The sequence below is a fragment of the Desulfatiferula olefinivorans genome, assembly GCF_054657895.1.
Genome location: NZ_BAAHXV010000007.1, coordinates 100,427 through 115,489, shown reverse-complemented (window position 1 = coordinate 115,489; position 15,063 = coordinate 100,427). Strand labels below are relative to the sequence as shown.

General features: G+C 59.0%; 12 protein-coding genes. 3 read left to right on the top strand and 9 right to left on the bottom strand.

Translation table 11 applies throughout. The annotated features are described in order from the left end of the window. Positions 1–645 precede the first annotated feature (645 nt). The 3 genes from ACYQ11_RS07495 to ACYQ11_RS07485 all read left to right on the top strand — a co-directional run bounded on the left by ACYQ11_RS07495 (position 646) and on the right by ACYQ11_RS07485 (position 4,764). Positions 646–3,285, top strand: a complete 2,640-nt coding sequence (locus tag ACYQ11_RS07495; protein WP_459923147.1) for a DEAD/DEAH box helicase — start codon at positions 646–648, stop codon at positions 3,283–3,285. Between the two features lie 304 nt (positions 3,286–3,589). Further along, entirely contained in the window at positions 3,590–4,285 is a 696-nt protein-coding gene (locus ACYQ11_RS07490) for a YkgJ family cysteine cluster protein (protein WP_459923146.1), read from the top strand. Positions 4,286–4,299: 14 nt separating this feature from the next. Then, positions 4,300–4,764 (top strand): hypothetical protein, encoded by a 465-nt coding sequence (locus tag ACYQ11_RS07485; RefSeq protein ID WP_459923145.1) that lies wholly within the window; start codon positions 4,300–4,302, stop codon positions 4,762–4,764. 33 nt (positions 4,765–4,797) lie between these two features. On the opposite strand, the gene ACYQ11_RS07480 is transcribed toward ACYQ11_RS07485, so the two are convergent. The 9 genes from ACYQ11_RS07480 to ACYQ11_RS07440 all read right to left on the bottom strand — a co-directional run bounded on the left by ACYQ11_RS07480 (position 4,798) and on the right by ACYQ11_RS07440 (position 15,058). Beyond that, on the bottom strand, positions 4,798–5,742 hold the full coding sequence (locus tag ACYQ11_RS07480) for a calcium/sodium antiporter (RefSeq protein ID WP_459923144.1): 945 nt from the start codon (positions 5,740–5,742) through the stop codon (positions 4,798–4,800). A gap of 125 nt (positions 5,743–5,867) precedes the next feature. Then, a complete protein-coding gene (locus ACYQ11_RS07475) occupies positions 5,868–6,248 on the bottom strand; it encodes a HepT-like ribonuclease domain-containing protein (protein ID WP_459923143.1) in 381 nt (126 codons plus the stop codon). Further along, complete coding sequence (locus ACYQ11_RS07470) at positions 6,241–6,531, bottom strand: nucleotidyltransferase family protein (RefSeq protein ID WP_459923142.1); 291 nt, start codon at positions 6,529–6,531, stop codon at positions 6,241–6,243. Before ACYQ11_RS07470 ends, ACYQ11_RS07475 begins: the two co-directional genes overlap by 8 nt. 159 nt (positions 6,532–6,690) lie before the next feature. Then, on the bottom strand, positions 6,691–9,918 hold the full coding sequence (locus ACYQ11_RS07465) for an efflux RND transporter permease subunit (protein ID WP_459923141.1): 3,228 nt from the start codon (positions 9,916–9,918) through the stop codon (positions 6,691–6,693). Positions 9,919–10,005: 87 nt separating this feature from the next. After that, positions 10,006–11,127, bottom strand: coding sequence for an efflux RND transporter periplasmic adaptor subunit (locus ACYQ11_RS07460; protein ID WP_459923140.1), 1,122 nt, complete (start codon positions 11,125–11,127; stop codon positions 10,006–10,008). Further along, a complete protein-coding gene (locus tag ACYQ11_RS07455) occupies positions 11,114–12,610 on the bottom strand; it encodes a TolC family protein (protein ID WP_459923139.1) in 1,497 nt (498 codons plus the stop codon). Before ACYQ11_RS07455 ends, ACYQ11_RS07460 begins: the two co-directional genes overlap by 14 nt. A 50-nt stretch (positions 12,611–12,660) precedes the next feature. Beyond that, entirely contained in the window at positions 12,661–12,849 is a 189-nt protein-coding gene (locus ACYQ11_RS07450) for a YgaP family membrane protein (protein WP_459923138.1), read from the bottom strand. Positions 12,850–13,031: 182 nt separating this feature from the next. After that, positions 13,032–14,381 (bottom strand): NADP-specific glutamate dehydrogenase, encoded by a 1,350-nt coding sequence (gene gdhA, locus ACYQ11_RS07445; RefSeq protein ID WP_459923137.1) that lies wholly within the window; start codon positions 14,379–14,381, stop codon positions 13,032–13,034. Beyond that, positions 14,378–15,058 carry a DVU0298 family protein gene (locus ACYQ11_RS07440; RefSeq protein ID WP_459923136.1) on the bottom strand — a complete coding sequence of 227 codons (681 nt, stop codon included), beginning with the start codon at positions 15,056–15,058 and terminating at the stop codon, positions 14,378–14,380. Before ACYQ11_RS07440 ends, gdhA begins: the two co-directional genes overlap by 4 nt. Positions 15,059–15,063: the final 5 nt, after the last annotated feature.

The following is a 15,063-nucleotide window of genomic DNA, read 5'->3' as shown; positions in this document are numbered from 1 at the left end:
TTTCATTCCACGCCGGTTGAACCGTCTGACGGTTGCGTTCACGTGTTGCCGGCAACCATCGTGAACGTGCTCGTGCTCGTGACCGTAAACGTGAACGGCATGATCCGTTCCGCAGGAAAAGACCCATGTGTTTTAAGATCATACATGCAAGTGCCCTGCTCCGTTCCCCTTTTGCCGTTGTAAATCGGGTGCGGATGATTCATAAAACAATTATTGGTGTCATTTTGTCACCTTAAATCCCCTCAGGGAGGCGACATGGTTCTTGCTTTGAGCAAAAAAACGGAACGTATCACCACACGAATCCCGGTTGATATCAGGGATAAACTCATCGAGCCCCTTGGCAGCCGGCATGACAGAAAAGAAGTTGATTGAGGTGAACCCAGGCTCAACCATGTTTCTACCGATCAAGACCATCCTTGACGCCTTCGCCGAATGTAACGACTGAACGATACGTCCCAGACGGCGGGTGGATCAGAGCTCAAAGGTTTTTGAACGATACGACCAGGGAGTGTCGCGCGCCCATCACCGCTTCCATGCCTTTTTTTCATCCGCCCGTTGACCTTATCCCTGAACTATGGTTTGAACAAACGACCCCCGCCCGAAACGGGCGGCCCCGTTCAACCTATGCGTCAAAAGGAGATTGCCGTGGTCGGCTTAAAGGATCTGTTGTCCCATCTGAACTACACAAAGGCGGTGAAATACCTCGGGCCCTCGGGCAAAGAGTATCTGACCCAGGGCGGCAAATACACCATCAATCCAGACGATCAGGTCCGGCTTACCGACTCTCTGTTCATGCTGACCTTTGACGACGGCGTGGTGACCCTTTCCCTTGACGAGGCAAAGGAGGGGCGCCTTCGGATGACCTGTTCCCGCTGCGACACCTGCTGCGAACACATGGGGGCGGCCCTGTCTTTGATCCTTGAGGAAAAGACCGCCCTGGGTCTTGCCGAGGCCCCGCCGGAACCGGTTCCCGTGGAGAGTCTTTCCGAAGAAGATCTGGTCAAACGGGCCATCGACGAGAGAACCGAGCGGGCGAAAAAGGAAAAAATGACGCTCACCGCCCTGACCCCCGGCGTGCTGTGGTCCGATTACATCGTCGCAAGCAAAGAGTCGGGGAAAAGCTACCGGATTTCCCTGAGGGGCTGGAGTCGGGGCCAGTCGTACTGTTCCTGCCCGGATTACCGGAAAAATACCCTGGGCACCTGCAAGCACCTGATCTACGCCCTTGACAGGGTTCGAACGCGGTTCAAAAAGGCCGATCGCGACACCCCTTACACACCCAAGGATGTGGCCGTCTTTTTAAGCTACGGCGCGGACCTGGAGCTGCGCATCCTTGTGCCGCCGGATACCCGGGACGACGCACGGGTGCTGCTTGACCCCTTTACGGACATCGCCGTCCGTGATGTGGCCGGTCTGATCGGCGCCATGGGTCGCGTCCAGGCCCTTGGCGAATCGGTCCTGATCTACCCGGACGCCGAAGAATACATCCGGGAGGAACTCTTCAAGGCCCGCATGGCCGAGCGGATCGCCGAAATCCGCAACGACCCGGCAGGCCACCCCTTGCGCAAAACCCTGCTCAAAACCGACCTCCTTCCCTATCAGCTCGACGGCATCGCCTTTGCCGCCGGGTGCGGACGGGCCGTCCTCGCCGACGACATGGGCCTTGGAAAAACCATTCAGGGTATCGGCACCGCCGAACTTCTGGCCCGGTTCGCGGGCATCGAAAGGGTGCTTGTCATCTGTCCCGCCTCCCTCAAATCCCAGTGGCGCATCGAGGTGGGCCGGTTCAGCGACCGGTCCGTCAGTCTGGTTTTAGGGCCGGCGGCGGAACGGGCGGCGTATTACGATGACGGCGCTTTTTTTACGGTCTGCAATTACGAGCAGGTTCTCCGGGACATTCTCGCCATCGAGAAGGTGAACTGGGACCTGATTATTTTGGATGAAGGCCAGCGGATCAAAAACTGGGAGGCCAAGACCAGCCGGATCATCAAGTCCCTGACATCCCGCTTTGCCCTGGTTCTTTCCGGAACGCCCCTTGAAAACAATCTGGACGAGCTTTACTCGGTGGTGGAATTCATCGACGACAGGCGCCTGGGCGCGGCCTTCAGGTTCTTCAACCGGCACAAGGTCGTGGATCAGCGGGGCAAGCTTCTGGGATACGCGAACCTTGACGAACTCCGGGAAAAGCTGAAACCCATTCTCCTTCGGCGGACCCGGAGTCAGGTGATGAAAGAGCTGCCGCCCCGGACCACCGATGTGCTCCGGATTCCGCCCACCGACGAGCAGCTCGAACTGTCACGGACCCACCGGCTCATCATCCAGAGCATCATCAACAAAAAGTATATTTCGGAGATGGATCTTCTGAGGCTCCAGAAGGCCCTTTTGATGTGCCGGATGGCGGCGGACAGCACCTTTCTGGTGGACAAGCAGATGCCGGCCTATTCCAGCAAGCTCGATGAACTGGCCCAGCTTCTCGATAAACTTTCCCGCGAGGAAGACCGGAAAATCATCATCTTCACCGAGTGGACCACCATGATCGACCTGATTCAGCCCATTCTCACCGAACAAGGCCTGGATTACGTTAGACTCGACGGCTCGGTGCCCCAGAAAAAACGCCAGGAACTGGTTTACCGCTTCCAGAATGATCCGGCCTGCCGGGTGTTCATCACCACCAATGCCGGGTCCACCGGCCTCAATCTCCAGGCGGCCAACACGATCATCAATGTGGATCTGCCCTGGAACCCGGCCATCCTCGAACAGCGGATCGCACGCGCCCACCGCATGGGCCAGACCCGGCCCGTCCATGTGTTTCTCCTGGTCACGGAAAACACCCTGGAGGAAAATCTTCTTTCCACCCTGTCGGCCAAAAACGAGCTGTCCCTGGCCGTCCTCGATCCCGATTCGGAAAAAACCGCCGTGGATCTCCAGTCCGGCATGGAAGAGCTGAAAAAACGCCTGGAAGTGCTGCTGGGCCGGAAACCCGATGCCGCCGAAGATGTAAGCGCCCGGACCAAAGCCGAGGAAGAGGCGGAGAGGATCCGAAGGAAACAGATTTCCAAAACCGGCGGCGTTCTTCTGGGCGCGGCCTTCGATCTGATCGGGGAAATGTTCGCATCCAAAGCCCCCGGCGATCAGGACGCCCGCATGGCCGAGCTGATGAAGGAAAAGCTGAAAAGCTGCATGGAAACGGACGAAGACGGCAACCTGAAACTCACCCTGACCCTTCCCGATGAGTCGTTTCTCGATAAAATGGCCGCATCCCTGGCACGGTTATCCTCGCTGTGATGGGTTTTCTTAAAGGCTTTGGGGGAAAAGGGGGCACCACGGAGGCACGGATGTCACGGAGAAAAACGGGCCTCCGGCGGCCCTGCCGGGGGCCCGCCTTTTGAAAAGGCGGACAAACGGGTGTTTGGGGTTTCACGCAGAAACATTGAGCCACAGAGCAGGACGGGTTGTCTGACCGGGGGATAATTCCACCGTCTCATTCGCCGCTTGACCGGATATCGCGGGCGCGGTATAGCTGTTGTAAAGCGCTTCTGCGCATGTTTCCGGTGTGATTCAAATACGACGAAAAACAGGCGGGCCTTCCATGGCGATGCGGTTGTTCAGGACAGGGCTTGGTCGCAAGACGGTGTTCGGGTACGCCTGCGCCCGCTGCCTGACCTGCTGCCGGTTCAAGACCATCCAGCTCAATCCCTATGAAGTCGCCCGCATGGCGCGGAACCTGGAGATATCGACGACGGATTTCATTTCGCGGTTCACGGAAAAGGGCGGGACGGTTCTCCGGTCCAATGCGGACGGAACCTGTGTGTTTCTCGACGCCGACGGATGCTCGGTCCATGCGGACCGCCCCCTGGTGTGCCGGCTGTATCCCCTGGGCCGTCATGTGGGGTTTGACGGGGAAGAGGAGTTTTCCAGGATTTCACCCGAAGACGGGTGCCGGGGACGGTATCATGAAACGGGAACCGTTGAAACCTATCTGGATGAGCAGGGAGCCTTTCCCTTTATGCACGCGGCCGATCGCTATCTGGACCTTCTCCGCCGCCTGATCGACCATGTGGCGGCGGGGGAACTCGATTCCGCGGGCCAAAAAGCCGTCATCGATACCGTCAATGCGGCATCCGCACCAAACGACGGCGCCGGGGGGGCGGCCTGGAACGACATGGACCGGGTTCTTGCAGACCACGGCGATCGCACCGGTGCGAACATTACGATTCACGAGACCATCGAAGACAGAATGACCCGGCATATCGAGGCCGTTCTGTCCTGGGCAACATCACGTTAACGGAGATTACGATCATGGCCAAACGAAAGAAAAACATTGCGGATGACACGACATCAACGGACCGTTCGTTGAAAAAACGCCTTGCGGTCGCGACGGTGGCGGCGTCCCTGGGCGTGTCTTTGGGTGTTCCCGTGGGGCGCGTTATGGCCGAGGAGGCCGGAATGAAAACCCTTCCGGCTTATTCCGTCAAGGACAGGGTGGCTGAGCAGATGGATGAACTGGATGCCGAAACGTCCAATCAGGACGTCGGCGAATCCACTGAGATGAAAAAAGAAAGCTCCATGATCAAATGGGATACCAACCGCTTGCCGGTCACGGGCAGCGAGCAATTCAAATGGGACAAACAAAGTACCCAAATCAAGCTCGATACCATGGAAAGCAACCAGTTCAAATGGGATAAGGAAAGCACCCAGATCAAAATAGAAAATCATCCGATACGGCAGGATATCGACGCCGAGGGGTTTCAGGGCAACGAGTAACAAGGATCGTGTCGTGCGTCGACTATTCCCCCATTAAGGCCACAGCATCCAGAGATAGGCGGCGAAGCATCCGATTAGCAGTCCGCCTTCCCATCGTTTGAGGGTGAGATCTGTGCGGAGTATGGGGAGCAGAAGCAGGGCGAATCCGTTCATGATCCAGAGATCCCGGGGGAGGATGCTCACCGGAACGATGGGTTTGATCAGCGAGGACAACCCGAGGATTCCCAGAATGTTGAAGATGTTCGATCCGATCACGTTGCCCACGGCAATGTCCGGCTGGCGGCGAAGGGCGGCCACCAGTGAGGTGGCCAGCTCCGGCATGCTGGTGCCTGCCGCGACGATGGTCAGCCCGATGACGGCCTCGCTGACTTCGAAAGACCGGGCCATGGCCACGGCGGACAGAACCAGGAGACGGGAGCCGGAAACGAGCAGAACCAGACCGCCGGCAATGAATGCCAGATCCAAGGTCAGGGCCTTGGTCTTTCCCGGAAGAGCCTGGTCGATATTCAGGTCCGTCGCCGCGGCCTTGTCTTTGCCCGCCATGAAGACCGTAAAGACGGTATAGACAATCAGGCCCGCAACCAGAAGGAGACCTTCGAGTCTTCCGATACCTCCGAAGATGAAAAACAGCGTTGCTATAAGTGATACAGCCGGCATGATCGGCCCGTCCATGCGGATCACGCTGATGTTGACGGCGATGGGACAGATCAGCGCCGTGATGCCCAGAATGACGCCGATATTGAAGATGTTCGATCCGATCACGTTCCCCAGGGCGATATCCCCCTGCCCGTCGTGGGAGGCGATCAGGCTGACCAAAAGTTCGGGTGTGCTGGTGCCGAAGGCCACGATGGTCAACCCGATGACCAGGGGCGTGAGCCCCATCCGGATGGACAGGGACGCGCTTCCCCGGACCAGACTTTCCGCACCGGCCGTGAGGAGTAACAGCCCAAGAATCAAAAGAAATCCATCCCAGATCATGATCACTCTCCGATGAAATTTGCTTGTCAACCGTGATCATAAAGGACCGGCGCCGCGAAGTCGCCGGTCCTTATGCTCAGACGGGTTTGTCTTTATACATGGGGCGGATTGACGGCGTTGCATCGTTAGTCAAATGCGTCAAGGTCCGAAATCATCCGTTCCAAGGTTTTCAACAGAGGTTCGACGTGATGTGAGCAGATCCAGAAAACCTGTTCGGCGTCGATGTCGAAATAATGATGGGCGATGATGTCTCGAAACCCGATGGCGCCTTTCCAGTCGGTTTCCGGATAACGCAGCAGCAGACGGCCGGAAGTTATTTTATCGATTTTTTTCAATGATTCCCCAACGGCCATGAAAAGCATGCAGACACCATCCAGTTTTTCCATTCCGTCAGGAGTATCTGTAAAATCATTCGCACTGGATATGTTTGAGGTTCGCCGGGCTATCTTTTCAAGGGCGTCTTTGATTTGGCAGAGAATGTCTTTAACCAGAATCGTATCAAACATAAACGGCCTCTTTGGAGAGCCTGGTTTTGAGATAGGGGTTCATTGTGTCGCGAACACGAATGATGTCCACATGTTTTTGTAGAATGTTTTCGATATCTTCTTTGATATGAACAAGCATGAACGCATCGGGAGTCATCGTCTTGATGCAAATATCAACATCGCTGTCATCCCCGGCTTCGTTCCGGGCCACCGAGCCGAAGACGCCAAGTTCAAGAATTCCGTATTTATCGGCGTTCGTTCGTTTGTATTCACGTAATGTGGCAAGTATTTCTTGTCGGTTCATCCATGTCCTCTTGGCTTATCAGGGCTTGTTTGAAAACGCCATTTTTTTTGGTTATTTGCTTTGGGATGGTATCACTGGATAAAAAGTTTCATAGATCCGGGGAGTTGTCAACCGTGATCATATAATGGACCGGCGCCGCGACGGCGCCGGTCCTTATGCTCAGACGGGTTTGTCTTTGTACAGGGCGTAATAGGTCACGGGAATGACCACCAGGGTGAACAGGGTGGAGGCGATAAGGCCGAAGATCAGGGCCCAGGCCAGACCCGAGAATACCGGATCGAAGGTGATGGGCAGTGCGCCGATGGCCGTGGTCAGGGCCGTGAGCACGATGGGTCTCAGGCGCATGGTGCCGCTCTGGAGGATGGCCTCGTCGAAGGGCAGGCCCTGTTTGATCGAATCCTGGATGAATTCGATGAGAATGAGCGCGTTTCGTATCACGATGCCGCCCAGGGCGATCATGCCGATCATGCTGGTGGCGGTGAAAAAGATCGGATTGTTGTACCCGCCCACGGTTTCTCCGGCCACGACATTCAAGAGAAAGAAGCCGGGCATGATGCCCAGAAGGGTCAGGGGCACGGACAGGAGAATCAGCACCGGCAGGGACATCGAACCGGTCTGGACGACCAGGATCAGGTAGAGGCCCAGCATGGCTGCGGCGTAGGCGATGCCCATGTCGCGGAACACGTTTAGGGTGATTTTCCATTCGCCTTCCCCGGCCCAGTTGACCCGGATGCCGTCGGGCAGGGGATCTTTCTTCAATCGGGACTGGAGGGAAAGAATGGCCTCGGCCGGAGCCCGTCCCGCCATTTCCGCATAGATGAACACCACCTTGTCCAGGTTTTTGTGGTAGATGGGCTGTTCTGCGGCAACGGTGTCCATGCTGACCAGCTCGGCCAGGGGCACCATGCTGCCGTCCACGGCCTTGACCGGAATCTGGGACAGGGGCGTGAGGCCGGACCGTTGGGCGATGGGCAGGATGATGCGGATGTTCAGGGGCCGGCGTTCGCCGGGCAGATGGACTTGGGCCGGGGTCAGGCCGCCCACGGCGCCCCGGAGGGTGCTGATGATGTCCTGGACACGAACCCCGTGGAGGGCCGCCTTTTCCCGGTCCACGACCACGTCCACCCGCTGGTGGGAATCAAGGGCCGAACTGTCGATGTCCGTGACGAATTCCACCTGTTTCATCAGCGCTGCGATGCGCTCTCCCGCGTCGATCAGCTCCTGGTAGGAACTTGAGGGACTGCCGTACACCTCGGCCGTGATGGTCGACAGAACCGGCGGTCCGGGCGGCACTTCCACGATCTTGAGTACGGCCCCTTCCCGGGCCGCGATGGCTTCCAGATCCGACCGGAGCCGCAGGACGATGGCGTGGCTCTGCATGTCGCGCTCGCTTTTGTGCAGCAGGTTGACCCGGATGTCGGCCAGGTTGCTTTGGGATCTCAGGTAGTAATGACGCACCATGCCGTTGAAATCCATGGGCGAGGCCGTACCGGTGTAGCTGACGAAGGAGGTGACTTCGGGCACCTGCCGCAGATAATCCTCAAACCGGTTGACCACGGCCTGGGTCTTTTCAAGGGGGCTGCCTTCGGGCATATCGATGACCAGCTGCATTTCGTTTTTGTTGTCGAAAGGCAGGAGTTTGAGGGGCACCAGTCCCACGGCGGCCAGGAGCATGGACAGCACAAGAAGCACGACGATGCCCGCACCCAGCCCCCGGCGACGCCTGGACGAGGCCAGGAAAAATGAAAGGATCTTCCGGTAGATTCGGGCGGGAAACGCCTTCTGGGGATCGGGCCGTTCCGTTTCAGAAATCAGGTGCCCGCCCACCGAAAGATTTTTCAGCAGCAGGTGGGACAGCCAGGGCACGATGGTCAGGGCCGACACCGTGGAAAAGATGATGGTGAGCGGCACGTTGATGGCCATGGGCGCCATGTAGGGCCCCATCATGCCGGTGATGAAGAACAGGGGCACGAAGGTGACGACGATGGCGACGGTGGACATGATCACCGGCGACAACACTTCCCTGACCGCGTAAAGGGTGGCGTCGAAGGGCTTGAGAGCCCCTTTGAGGATGTTGCGCTGGATGTTGTCCACGTTCATGATGGGGTCGTCGACGACCAGGCCCAACGACAGGATCAGGGCGAAGAGGGTCACCCGGTTGATGGTGTAGCCGAACAGGTAGTTGCACAAAAGGGCCAGGGAAAAACTGATGGGCACGGCCAGGGCCACCACCAGGGCCTCCTTGCGGCCCAGGGCGATCATCAGGAGAACGACCACCGAGACGATGGCGAACCCTAAGGAGGCCAGAAGCTCGTTGACCTTTTCCTGGGCCGTCTCCCCGTAATTCCGGGTCACGGTGTAGCGGACGCCGTCAGGAAGAACCGTTTCGGACAGAGTCTCCATTTTATCGAGGATGTCCCGGGCCACCGTTACGGCGTTGGAGCCTTTTTTCTTGGACAGGGCCAGGGTCACGGCGGGCATGGACGGGGGCGCGTCGGTCAGGCGGTTTTCTTTCCGGTAGGCGTTCGAAAAGCCGATGCGGGAATAGGTGGTGATTTCTTCGGGGCCGTCTTTGATCTCGGCGATGTCGCGCAGGTACACGGGCCGCCCCTCATTGACCCCCACCATCAGGGATGCCGTTTCTCCGGCGGAGCGGAGAAAGGCGTTGGCCACCACGGTGAATTCGGTGTTGCTTCTGGCAAAGGTTCCGGCGGTGACCGAGGCGTCCGAGGCGGCAAGGGCCTGATGCACCTCCAGAAGGGAGATGCCCGCTCCGGCCATTTTTTCCGGGGACAGGGCCACCCGGACCTCCCGTTTTCGTCCGCCCACAACCGTGGTGCCGGAAATGTTCTTGACCTCGGAAAGACGGGCCAGAATTTCCTCGCCGATGCGCCTCAGATCATGGTCGTCGTAGCGTTCCGAATAAAGGGCCAGGGTGACGATGGGCACGTCGTCGATCTCGACGGGTTTGACCACCCAGCTTCGGATCACCGGAGCCACCTTATCGATGTTCATGTCGATCTTGTTGCGCAGCTTGACCAGGGAGTTTTCCCGGTCTTCGCCCACGTAAAACCGGACGGTGACAATGGCCATATCCCGATGGGACATGGAGTAGACATATTCCACCCCGTCGATCTGCCAGAGCAGACGCTCAAGGGGTGTGGCCGCCAGCTGTTCGACCTCCTCGGGGTCTGCCCCCGGAACCTCCACATAGATGTCGGCCATGGGCACCACGATCTGGGGCTCTTCTTCCCTCGGGGTGACGAGAATGGACGCAAGACCCAGCAGAAGGGCTGCGATGATCATGATGACGGACAGCGATGAGCCGAGAAACTGTTTGACGATGCCGATGACAAAACCGCCCGGAACGGTGTTTGGCTGGTTCATGACGCCTTTCCCTCTTTAAGTTGATATGAAAGACAACGGTCGCAATGCGTCAAGCGTCTTTCCTGCTTTGTTGCGGCCCATGGCCGTTTAGTAGCCCACGGTTTCCGTGCCGGAAAGGCCCGAAAGGACCTCCACCCGGTCGCCCAGCATCGCGCCGGTTTTGATGAAACGCCGTTTCCAGGCCTCGTTTTCCCGGACCAGAACCAGTTCCATCTGTCCCACGGTCTGAACGGCCCGGGCCGGAACGGTGACCACCTGTCGGTCCATGACCGGAATCAGGAGCTTGGCGTACATGCCCGGATAAAGTCCCTCGATATCGGGTAGCTGGGCTTTGACCAGGAAGGTTCGGGTTTTCGGGTCGGCGTAGGGCACCACCTCGTCGACCGTGGCTTGGGACCGGATGCCAAGGGTGGTGATGTCCACCCCAAGTTCGGTGCCGCCGGCCACCTTGCCGATCAGGCCTTCACGGACATAGGCTTCGATGCGCAGGGATCCGCTGGTCCGCATGACGGCCAGGGGTTTGCCGGGCAGGGCCATGTCGCCGGGCTCGGCCATGCGTTTGAGGATGACGCCGCTGTCGGGCGCCGTGATGACGGTGTAACCCAGGGCGATGGCCGCTTCCTTTTCCGCCTGCCGGGCCTGGTTGATGCCCGCTTCGGCGGCGGTCTGGGCTTCCTTGGCCTGTTTGACGCCGGCTTCGGCGGTGATGAACGCGGCCTTTGCCTGCTCGAGCTGTTGACTGGTGGCGGCCTGGGTTTCGAAATAATGTTTGATTCGGTCGTATTCCGTTTGTGCCTGGGTCAGATTGGCTTCAGCGGCGATCAGGCCCTGGTTGGCCTGCTCCCGGGCGGCCTGGGCCGCTGTGACCCCCTGTTTTGCGCTTTCCAGCCGGGCCGTGTACTGGCGGTTGTCCAGCAGCATGATGGTGTCGCCCTTGGTCACGGAAGCCCCCGGCGTGATCAGGATTTTTGTGATCTGGGCCGGGACCTGGGCCTCGATGACGGTTTCGGTTTTGGGCCGGATGCTGCCCACGGCATCGTACCACTGGGTGATGGTTTCCAGGCGGGCCTGGTCCGTGGCGGAGACGGCCGGCCCCTGGTTTTCGATATTTTCGTCAGTCGGGCCGTCGGAGCCGCAGGCGGCGAGAAAGACCAGACCGATCAGGAAAGCTGACAGCGAAGGGGTTGTAAACGCGTTACCGGTTTTCATCGAAAATCTCCTTGTTCGACTTGGGAATCAGGGCGTTGGGACGGGTGAGCAGGCCCGTTGCGCGGGCGATGTCGGCCAGGGCTTTCTGGTGATCGTAGTATGCCGCCGTCGAACGGATCCGGGCCGCGTTCCAGTCAAGCTCGGCTTCCAGATAACGGGTGATGGTGGCCGAACCGCCCTCATACTGGCGCTTGACCAAATCATAGGACTCCTGGGCCAGCCGAACGCCGGATCGGGCGACGTCGATGCGGGACTGGGCTTCGTCGCGCCGGATGAAGGCGTTTTTGACTTCATAGCTTACCGACAGAAGGGTTTTTCTGTCCGAGGTCAGGGCTTCCCGAAGCCGGGCCTCGGCCAGGGTTTCGCCGGCCTTGTCCGACAGACCGGCGAACAGATTCCAGTTGACGGTCACGCCGACGGCCCAGTTTTCCCGGTCCCTGTCATAGTCCATGGACGGGTCGTCCACATAGTATTTGCCCATGAGGCCGGCCGTTGGAAGGTAGGCGCTTTTGGCCAGATCCCGGGCCATGCGGGACTGACGGACCGCCGCCCGGACGGTGTTCAGCTCGGGGCGGTTGTCGAGGGCCGCGGTCATGCCCTTGTCGTAGGTGTCAGGAATATTGGAAAGGGAAAAGGGCGAACTGTCGATTTCAAGGGGGCTGTCCGGACAGATGCCCAGAACGGTGGACAGGGCCGCCAGGGCCAGCTTCGCCCGGTTCTGGCTTTTCAGCAGGTCCTCTTCCGCCTGGGCCAGTCGGACCTTGAGCGAGAGAATGTCGGATTTGAGCGCGCTGCCCCCCTCGAACCGAACCTGCATGACGGACAGCTGGTTTTTTACCGTGGCCACGGATTCTTCGGCGATGGTGATGAATTCCCGGGCCGACAGGCTGTCGTACCAGGCGTGGATCACCTGGGCCGCCACCTGGTTTTTCGATGCCTGGGCGTTCCATGTATTTATGGCCAGGTCCTCTTTGGCCATGGCCCGGCCCAGGAGGTTTCGTCCGCCGTTGAACAGGGGGAGCCGGGCCGATATGCCGGTTTCGAAATTCTCGACAATGCCCGGATCGTTGAAGTCGGTACCGTTTACGAACTGCCGCTGGTCAATGGTCTTGAACAGATACCCCGACGGGAAGTCCCCCCTCGTGTATTCGGTGTAGACATCCACCGTCGGCATGAAGGCCGCATTGGCCCGATCGAGCTGGGCCCGGCTCTGCTCGATCCGAGCCGCGGCGATCTGGGTGTCCGGATTGTTCCCAAGGGCCAGGGCCAGGGCGGCCTTGAGGGTCAGGGCCTGATCCGCGGCGCAGGGAGCGCTGCCGCCCGTCGCCCCGGCCGCTTCGGGCATGGGACAGTAATAGTCGTTGAAATCCTTTTTGATCCTTTCGTAGTCGTAGCGGTCCAGGGCGCGGGCATCGCTTGCCCAGGGCCGCGGGGCGAAGAAAAGGCCGAAAAGGACCATGATCAGGACAGGACGTGTATTCATGGGTTCACCTTGGCGCGTGAAGGGTGATCAATCGGGAAAAATACGGGATGTCACTCCTTGGGGATTCCGAGTTTGGTCAGGATGTTTTCCAGGGGGCAGATCCCGGTGAAGGCCGACTGAAGCAGGTTTGCCCCCACAAAGGCCGTCAGAAGCAGCCACCATTTGGAAAACAGGGCAAGAAAGACGGTGATCAAAATAAACGCTCCGGCAAAGGCTCTGATGTACTGTTCCATTTTCATGATCGGTCTCCTTTTTTTGATGTATTGAATCATGATGAACTCGTAAAAAGTCATCACATGACGGCAAAGAAAAACGTTTGAGTTCAAGGCGTCGCGAATCCCGAGGAATGAGGCGTACTTAGGGTACGCCGCAGTGACGAGGGATGAAGCGCAACGCAGAAATCGGACGTTTTTCTTTGCCGTCAACAGTTTCCGAAGGCCACCATGGCCTCGGCCACCTTGATGAATCCGGCGATGTTGGCCCCTTTTCGATAGTTGACACGGCCCTCGTCCGTGCCGTATTCCACGCACTGCTCGTGGATGTGCCTCATGATGTTTTTCAGTTTGGCGTCCAGCTGCTTCCGGGTCCAGGACAGGCGCAGGCTGTTCTGGGCCATCTCAAGGCCGGAAACGGCCACGCCGCCCGCATTGGCGGCCTTGGCCGGTGCGAACAGGACGCCTGCCCGGTCAAAGATGTCGATGCCCTCGTTGCTCACGGGCATGTTGGCCCCTTCGGCCACCACCAGGCAGCCGTTGTCGGCCAGGGCCTTGGCGTCCAGTTCCAGAATCTCGTTCTGGGTGGCGCAGGGGAAGGCCAGCTGGGCCGGGACTTTCCAGGGTTTCTGTCCCTCATGGAACTCGGCCCCGAAGGCGGCGGCATACTCGGAGATCCGTTTTCGCTCGACGTTTTTAAGCTGTTTTATAAACGCCAGTTTTTCCGCGTCGATGCCGTTTTTGTCGTAGATGAATCCGGAGGTGTCCGACATGGTCAGCACGGTGACGCCGTACTCGAGCAGCTTTTCCACCGTGTGCTGGGCCACGTTGCCCGATCCGGAGACCAGGGCGGTTTTTCCCGCAAGGCCGTTGCCGTGATGGGTGAGGATGGTGTCGGTCAGGTAGACCAGGCCGTACCCCGTGGCCTCGGTGCGGACCATACTGCCGCCGTAGGACAGGCCCTTGCCGGTGAGGGTGCCGGTGACCGTGTTGGTCAGGCGTTTGTACTGGCCGTACATGTAGCTGATTTCCCGGCCGCCCACCCCTAAGTCTCCGGCGGGGATGTCCGTGTCCGGGCCGATGTGCCGGAACAGTTCGGTCATGAACGACTGGCAGAACCGCATCACCTCGTGGTCGGATTTGCCCTTGGGATTGAAGTCCGAGCCGCCCTTGGCCCCGCCCAGAGGAAGCCCCGTCAGGGAATTTTTGAAGGTCTGTTCGAAGCCTAAAAATTTCAAGGTGTCGAGGGTCAGGCCCTTGTCGAAGCGCAGGCCGCCCTTGTAGGGACCGATGGCGTTGTTGAACTGGACCCGGTAGCCCCGGTTGGCCCGGATGTTGCCGTCGTCGTCCTCCCAGCTGACCCGGAAGATCACGATGCGGTCCGGCTCGGTCATGCGTTCGAGGATCCGGTTGTCGCAGTAGATTTTTCGCGATTCCACAAAGGGAAGGATATCCCGGGCCACCTCGAAGACGGCCTGGTGGAAGTCGCTCTCACCGGGATTCCGGCGGATGAGGCCGGCCATGAATTCGTCCAGTCGGATTTTACAGCTCATTTTCATGGGGATACGATCCTTTTCAAGGCGTGTTCAGACAGGCATTGTATCGTTTTTTCATGGAAATAGCCATGGCTGTATAACGTGATTTCACACGGGTCCGCAAGCAGGGCCGTCAGAGGGGCCTTTGCATCATGGTCCCTGAGGGCCCCTGCGATCAGGCAGGCCAGCCCGCGTTTTTCGGGGTCGGCGGATGAAAGAAACGGGCGGGTGAAGGCCGCCGCCCGCATGATGCGGGCCGGATCAGCCCCGGCCAGACGGTAAACGGACCAGAGCAGCCCGGTCTGAAGGGGTTCGTGTTCGAGATAATTGCCGTCCTCGTCCAGGTAGGACACGAGGATCCGGTTGTATTCAGAGGCCAGGACCGGGCTTTTCGCCATAATGTCGCCCATGGCTTCGGGGGCGCCCCAGCCGATGCCCCCGGATTCGTCGTTGAGCGTCCACATCAAGCGCCGCATGATTACCCGGGCCTCTTCGGGGCTGTGATCGGCCAGGCCGGCCGTCACCGTGCCCGCCGCGGACACGGCCCGCCATTTCAGAAGGGGGCTTAGGCTGCAGAAAAACGAGATCAGGGCATTGATGCTCTGCCTGGGCGGAGCCCCGGCAAGGTCCGTCAGGGCCTCGTTCCAGGGTTCCGCCAGAAGCAGGGATTCAAGCCGTTTTTTGAGGACTCTGCCGCCCATGGCGT

Coding starts and splice junctions, on each gene's coding strand:
- ACYQ11_RS07490 (WP_459923146.1), top strand. CDS start 3,590: ATGGCGATGCGGTTGTTCAGGACAGGGCTTGGTCGCAAGACGGTGTTC.
- ACYQ11_RS07485 (WP_459923145.1), top strand. CDS start 4,300: ATGGCCAAACGAAAGAAAAACATTGCGGATGACACGACATCAACGGAC.
- ACYQ11_RS07480 (WP_459923144.1), bottom strand. CDS start 5,742: ATGATCTGGGATGGATTTCTTTTGATTCTTGGGCTGTTACTCCTCACG.
- ACYQ11_RS07475 (WP_459923143.1), bottom strand. CDS start 6,248: ATGTTTGATACGATTCTGGTTAAAGACATTCTCTGCCAAATCAAAGAC.
- ACYQ11_RS07470 (WP_459923142.1), bottom strand. CDS start 6,531: ATGAACCGACAAGAAATACTTGCCACATTACGTGAATACAAACGAACG.
- ACYQ11_RS07465 (WP_459923141.1), bottom strand. CDS start 9,918: ATGAACCAGCCAAACACCGTTCCGGGCGGTTTTGTCATCGGCATCGTC.
- ACYQ11_RS07460 (WP_459923140.1), bottom strand. CDS start 11,127: ATGAAAACCGGTAACGCGTTTACAACCCCTTCGCTGTCAGCTTTCCTG.
- ACYQ11_RS07455 (WP_459923139.1), bottom strand. CDS start 12,610: ATGAATACACGTCCTGTCCTGATCATGGTCCTTTTCGGCCTTTTCTTC.
- ACYQ11_RS07450 (WP_459923138.1), bottom strand. CDS start 12,849: ATGAAAATGGAACAGTACATCAGAGCCTTTGCCGGAGCGTTTATTTTG.
- gdhA (WP_459923137.1), bottom strand. CDS start 14,381: ATGAAAATGAGCTGTAAAATCCGACTGGACGAATTCATGGCCGGCCTC.
- ACYQ11_RS07440 (WP_459923136.1), bottom strand. CDS start 15,058: ATGGGCGGCAGAGTCCTCAAAAAACGGCTTGAATCCCTGCTTCTGGCG.